The 6,604-nt window shown below is 35.5% G+C and carries 4 protein-coding genes and 1 pseudogene; all 5 read right to left on the bottom strand.

All coding sequences use genetic code 11. From position 1 onward, the window contains the following. Window positions 1-700: 700 nt before the first annotated feature. Window positions 701-1,276 (bottom strand): annotated as a pseudogene (locus tag HMPREF0381_RS15860) (TerD family protein); the annotation flags it as partial. 176 nt (window positions 1,277-1,452) lie between these two features. Continuing rightward, window positions 1,453-2,802 (bottom strand): serpin family protein, encoded by a 1,350-nt coding sequence (locus HMPREF0381_RS06540; RefSeq protein ID WP_008751140.1) that lies wholly within the window; start codon window positions 2,800-2,802, stop codon window positions 1,453-1,455. Window positions 2,803-2,867: 65 nt separating this feature from the next. Continuing rightward, window positions 2,868-4,121, bottom strand: coding sequence for a coproporphyrinogen-III oxidase family protein (locus HMPREF0381_RS06535; protein WP_008751139.1), 1,254 nt, complete (start codon window positions 4,119-4,121; stop codon window positions 2,868-2,870). Between the two features lie 65 nt (window positions 4,122-4,186). Then, a complete protein-coding gene (locus HMPREF0381_RS06530) occupies window positions 4,187-5,677 on the bottom strand; it encodes a carboxypeptidase M32 (RefSeq protein WP_008751138.1) in 1,491 nt (496 codons plus the stop codon). 191 nt (window positions 5,678-5,868) lie between these two features. Continuing rightward, the gene (locus tag HMPREF0381_RS06525; protein ID WP_008751137.1) at window positions 5,869-6,579 is read right to left on the bottom strand and encodes a DUF3800 domain-containing protein; all 711 of its coding nucleotides are present in this window, start codon (window positions 6,577-6,579) and stop codon (window positions 5,869-5,871) included. Between the last annotated feature and the right edge of the window lie 25 nt (window positions 6,580-6,604).

Below are 6,604 nucleotides of genomic sequence, written 5' to 3'. Positions count from 1 at the left end.
AGAAAGCCTTGTACTTGCTAGGATACTTTTATTTTGTGCTGTAAGGATTAAATTTACTTATTTCCCGACAGCCCCTTATTTATATATCACTATATATAATTTAACCTCAATCCTTAGAACCTCTTACCCAGCGCAATCCCCATCCAAATGCTTTATCAAGTTCTACATGGCCACCATAAAACTTCACCACCTTCTCCATAGAAAGTGACTGTCCATCACGGTTTTCTAAAAGAGCTATACCACACATAGTTAAATTTGAGCCATATTCATCCATCTTCACTATAATATCTCTGCTTCCCGGACATTTTACTGTGACAACACCATTAGTCTCATACCAGTTGGCTACACCTTCATATATAAAGGTATATACCAGTATTCTTTTAATCTGTGGAATCATTGCACTGTTTACTCTAAGATTCTCACCATCTACTGCTAAACCTGTTCTATCATCTCCATCAAGAGAAATATATGGAGGATTAACCAAGCTACCAAAGCAATTCCCAAGTGCCTGTACTACTCCCTTTCTACCATCTTGCAACTCATAAAGACAACCAAGGTCTAAGTCTATGCCATTTCCAAATCCTTTATTTTGTGGCTGACTCCAGTTTAAGTTTATTAGTATTTCTCCACTGCCTTTTTTTAAGCTTACCTTATGACCCTTCTCAAGTACAATAGCACCTCTATCTCTATCCTGAAGTTCAAGGTTCACTCCATAATTCATACAAAGTGCTTTTAGTCCACCTTTGAACCCACTACCTACGGCATTGAATTTCCACTCATTCTTATGCTTATATATTTCTCCAACTACTATAGAAGCCTCCATTGAAAAGTCTTCGCCTAAATCATATCTAAGTATCTCATTATTGTTTGTAGTATCCAATATATGGATATAAGCATTGCTGACCTGACCAAAATTTTGTCCTCTCTTATCAGCATCATAGATAGTCACTGCAATAACAATTCTTTCAATGTCGCTTGGTACCATCCTTAAGTCTACGTAGACTTGTTCATCATCACCCGTAGCACCACCTGTCAAATTGTCGCCCATATGACAGACACTTCCTGATGAATGCTTTAGATTCCCATAATAAATAAAGTCATTATTTGAACTTACCCTGCCATCAGCTTTCAAAAGAAATGCTGTTGCATCAAGGTCGAAGTCATATCCGCCACTATACTTATTGGTATCCCAACCTAAACCAACCATAAGTTTACTCAACCCCGGATTTCCCTTTGTCAAATCTACCTTCTGACCTTTTCTTAAACTTAATGCCATAATATAATCCCCTTTTATTTAATAATTTATTAGCTAAATATTATAATATAACATCCTACTTATCCACTTTGTACTGTAAAGTATATCATCTTTACAGTGCAAGAAACAGATACCAACTCATGTCGTTTGTCTTCCGGAGCCAAAGCTTCTATTCCTTTTGTGGACCAAGAAAAATACTACTCTATATTCTGAATAACTCCTGTAAAAAGAATTGAACCGTCAGGAGCCGCCACTGCAAATACAAAAGGTCTGTCAATAATAAAATCCACCTGATTCTGTATTATTCCTGCGCTCTCCATCATAAGTGCAGTATACGCCGCACCTGTAACACCTTCCTCATCTATCTTTACCATGGCGGCATGCTCTGCACTGCTTACATAAATATTTTCAACTTCTTTTGTAAGTGGAGTGAAATCTGCCTGTTTGTCTGAAAGCACATCTGTAATTCCGATATTCTTCAGACACTCCAACAGATTTATTTTAGCCGAATCATTGAATTTTGGAACTGTCAGATGCACCAATGCCGAATTACTTTCCACACTTACAGGTTCCATACAGATTTTTATCATTTGTGGATCTGCCGCGATATCCTGTGCTTTATAACCTTCTTTCGGCAGGAAAAAATACATTGTACCACTGTCGACAAGGCTCAATCCTACAGCCTGAAAATGCTCTGTTTGATACAAATTTGTCATAACATCATTGTTCATCATAGGAACCGACTGATCCCCTGAAACCCCATGAAATATTCCATCATTTGTTTGCTCCTTTGGAAATTCTTTATCCCAAGATGCCTTGTAATAAACGGTTGAAATAAGTGCCAGCACCGATTCCGGTTTAAGTTCCAATTCTTTTGTATACTCTTTAAGCAATCCTCCCGTATGCTCATCAGTCCACTTTTGAAGTTTCAGATTCATTGACTTAGAGCCCATCTCACCGCTGTAAGATGAAGCATGATACTCTGCTGACAGCCTTTTTAAAGTATCTTCATTATACCCTATACCGCTTCTTAACCATATAGAATTTGCCAACATACTCTTTAGTGCAGGTGTATCCACATAATTGGCATCCCATATTGCTTTTATACGCTTATTTAAGACATCCATATCCTTTACATTAAGCACATCAAGGATTTGCTTACGTGTATTTCCATCTGTCACTTCAGCCAGCATGGAAAGTGCTATATAAATATTTAATGGCGAACATACCGCATTATGATCTGAGGCATCTGATAAAAGTTCCTTCTGTATCTGTTCATAGTACTGTCCCATCCCTTCCTGCACAGTTTGTGAGTTGTGAACCTTTTCTATATAATCCTCCCACCATTTCCAGTGATCATCTCCGTTTATAAACTTATTAACATCTGTTCCCTCCGAAACCGGATTTGGAATAACAGCTTCAACAGATTTTATGGATTTATCTGATTCAGTAATATTTTTATTTTCTAACTGTATACCGCCCTTTTTACAGGCATTAAGCATAGTCATTGCCGCCAAAAATATTCCTACAATTTTTTTTATCCTCATACCAACCTTCCTTTCTAAAACAATTAATAGTTTCCTAAATTATACTGTTGGCTTTAATAAACTCATTACAATCTCATATCCTTAGGGAAAGCTTCCTTTCGCATAATCCCCCACATTTTATCTATATAGCTCAGTGTATAAAAATTTTCATAATAGTGATAATAGAAAGCCCCCTTAAGCGTCATCTTATATCCTTCTTCATCTCTTGTTAAAAATCCAAGTACTTGTAAAAGCCGAAATTCAAGACCGTAAACTTTATTAAGAGGTATATCAAAAAACTCTTCAAATTCCTTCACTTTAAGCCTTGTACTGTATAACTTCCAAAAAAGGTAATAAATCATCCTTTGCCTTTTAACAAATCTGTTTGTAAGTGCAGTCGGCAGTGTATTTGCATCAATTCTTTTACAATATTCCAAAACAGAAAATGTATTTATTTTAAACTGATCCTTAAAAAGGCTGGTAGCGGAACAGCCGAATCCGAAAAAATTATCTCTGGTCATTGAAGAATATGATGCCGACTCTTCACTTGCAAAAGTCCAGATAGACTTTCTTACATATCCCTTACTTATACAATAATTGGTAATATCATCCAAAAGTTTTCTCTTTTCTTTTTTAGGCATAGCAGGAACCTTATTTTTGGTAAATGTGAAATCAATTAAAGGATAGATTGCTATATGATTGGCTCCGTTAGCAAATGCCATATCAATATCATTCTTTAAATCTCCAAAGGTCTGTGTAGGCAATGCAAATATAAAATCCATAGAAACCGTCTCAAATTCAACTTCATTCAGTGCCTTTGAGATATCTTTAATATCAAACTTCCTTCTTCGCAAAACTCTTCGGTACTTATCCTGAAAAGACTGTATACCTATACTTATCTTATCAACTCCGGCACTTTTTAAAGTCTTTAAAACAGAAACATTAACATTATCAGGATGAAGTTCTATTCCTATACCGTCCGTTATAATAAAATGCTCTCTTAAAGCCGATATAATATCCGTTATTCTGTCTGCAAGAAGTGCGGGGGTACCTCCTCCGAAATAAAGGCTTGTAGCCCTTCTCCTGCCGTTCCACTGTCTCCCCACCAAATGAATTTCTTTAATCAAGGCATCTATATAGCCTTTTGCCGTCTCTTCATCATATATAATCTTACAATAGGGACAAAAATTACATATACTTTTACAAAACGGTATATGAACATATAAGCCGAACTCAGAACCCTTATCATATGGCAATACTTTATCAAAATCATTTTTAAAAATAAACGGTTTGGTTGAATGTGTAAGATACATTCTTGTTAAATCTGTAATCAAGCTCATATCCGCCTCCTATGGTGTTTTATATAGTATATAAAAATATCACCATATATTCAACCTGATATATGCTAATACAATTTTGTATATTTTTCTTCAATATAATCTAAGAAGTAATTCACATCAAAGTCCTCTCCGGTTACCATCTTCATAAGCTTCGGAGCCTCATAAAGAAAACCGTAAGTATGGATATTTTCCTTTAGCCATTTCATAATCTCGTCAAAATGATTGTTTTCAAGCAAGCTGTCTACATCTATATCTTTTTTCATTGCATGCACATACTGTGCCGCAAAGGCCGTTCCAAGTGCATAGGTTGGGAAATATCCGAAGCTTCCGTCTGACCAATGCACATCCTGCAATATTCCAAGCCTGTCATTTGGCACATCTATTCCAAGATATTCTTTATACTTGGCATTCCATGTCTTATCAAGTCCTTCTGTTGAAATACTGCCGTCAAACAGCCCCTTTTCTATCTCATAGCGAATCAATATATGAAGCGGATATGTAAGCTCATCCGCCTCTGTACGCACAAATGAAGGCTTTGATGCATTGATTGCCTTATAAAAATCCTCAAGTGCAACTTTACCAAGCTGCTTAGGAAAAACCTCCTGTAGCCTTGGATAGTGATATTTCCAAAAAGCCAAAGTCTTTCCAAGATAGTTCTCACATAGTCTTGACTGTGATTCATGCATTCCGCAAGATACGCCTTCTGATAGAATCATTCCGTCATACTTAGGGTTTATATTGTGTTCATAGTAGGCATGACCCACCTCATGAACTGTTGAGAGTATGGCAGAGGCTACATTGTTCTCTATATATTTTGTGGTTGTACGACAGTCATTCTCACAAGTCCATGATGTAAACGGATGCTCCGATTCATTTTGATATCCCCATGAAGGATCAAAATGCAAGTACTTAAGCAGCTCATCCATAAACTTTTTTTGTTCTTCAACCGGAAAGCTTTGATGCAGAAAATCTTCTTTTATCTGCTTTGCATTTGTCACCTTTTTTATAAGCGGAACCAATCTGTTTTTTAGTGCTTCAAAGAATATATCATATTTTTCCACGCTCATTCCCGGTTCAAAATCATCAAGCATCTGATTGTATATACTCTTATCACTGTTCCTATATCCATACAGCTTCTTTTTACTTTCTATCACCCTCTTTAGATATGGTTCAAATATAGAATAATCAGCCTTTGACTTTGCAAGTAACCACGCATCAAAGGATTCATCACATAGCCTTTTAAATGCCACATACTCATCCTTTGGTATGCAAAGTGTATCCATAATCCTTTTATAATAAAGCTCTATGGCACGCTTATCCTCCACATCTATATCATTGTCATTCTTTAAATCCTCTAAAAGTGTCACTATCTCAGGATCTGTCTCAAGGCTGAACAGCTCTCCTGAAAGATAAGCCGACCTCTCATCTCTATAAACCGATCCTGCACTTGGTGCTACTGTTTGTTTATCAATGCTTATTATATTGAGTGCCATCTGATATGCGGAACATCGAAAGATCCAGTCTTTGTATTTTTTTAGTTTTTCACTTGTATTCATGATTTTCCTTTCTTTATATAAACAAAAAGACCAATCTCTCGACTGGTCTAAAAACTTCCAAAATATCAATTGCCTAACAGTGACGACAACACATGACGCTTACCTAGACTACGGCATCTGTATAGGACTTACTGTTGATAGAAGAATCATAGCATATCCGTTCGTAAATGTCAATATACCACAATAATTATTTATGGAAAAGTAAACAGGTCCTTGAGTATCCCTGAATTTTTCAACTTATTTAACTCTTCATTATAACCTCCGGTTTGCATATGAGAATAGTACAAATTTGCAAATACATCGGCAATCTGAACAATATTGTTGTCTACCGAATCAAAATACTCAACAATAAATTTCCCAACGGTTGTTCCGTTCATAAATAATTCTGTATTCAGATAGTTTTCTAAAAAATGTACGGACTCTGTCTTCTCATTTCTTTCATCCAATTGAAGTAAACAGTCTTCATCAGGTAAATATCTTTCATTAAAAAAATACTCCAATGCAAGTCTCAATGTATAGTTAAAAACTCTTGCTGTATTATCACAAAGCTTATCAGTCAACTTTTCATTATCAATCCTTATATAATATACCTCAAATGAGTTTTTTTGAGCAAAAAAATCCACAAATTTCTGTTTCATCTCTTTATCAAATTGGGAGCCTTTCAGTTCTTTAAACTTACCGTTCTTAAACATCTTACCACCTTCTTTGACGATTCTGCCTGTTTTCGGACTTATTTTATCTTGATCCAATTCCATTAAACGACTGTAATTTGAAGATACAAAACGTTTATAAGCTTTCTTTACAGCTGTAATATCAAATGTTCTGACTAATGCTATAATAAAGTATTTATTATTTTTTATATGATTATTTATTGAGCCTGACTCATCTATATAAATATTCAAATATCTACCTCTAAACTTTATAGTA

It is taken from the genome of Lachnoanaerobaculum saburreum DSM 3986, from assembly GCF_000185385.1.
In the GTDB taxonomy this organism is placed as follows: domain Bacteria; phylum Bacillota; class Clostridia; order Lachnospirales; family Lachnospiraceae; genus Lachnoanaerobaculum; species Lachnoanaerobaculum saburreum.
This window is presented reverse-complemented; position numbering and strand designations above follow the sequence as displayed.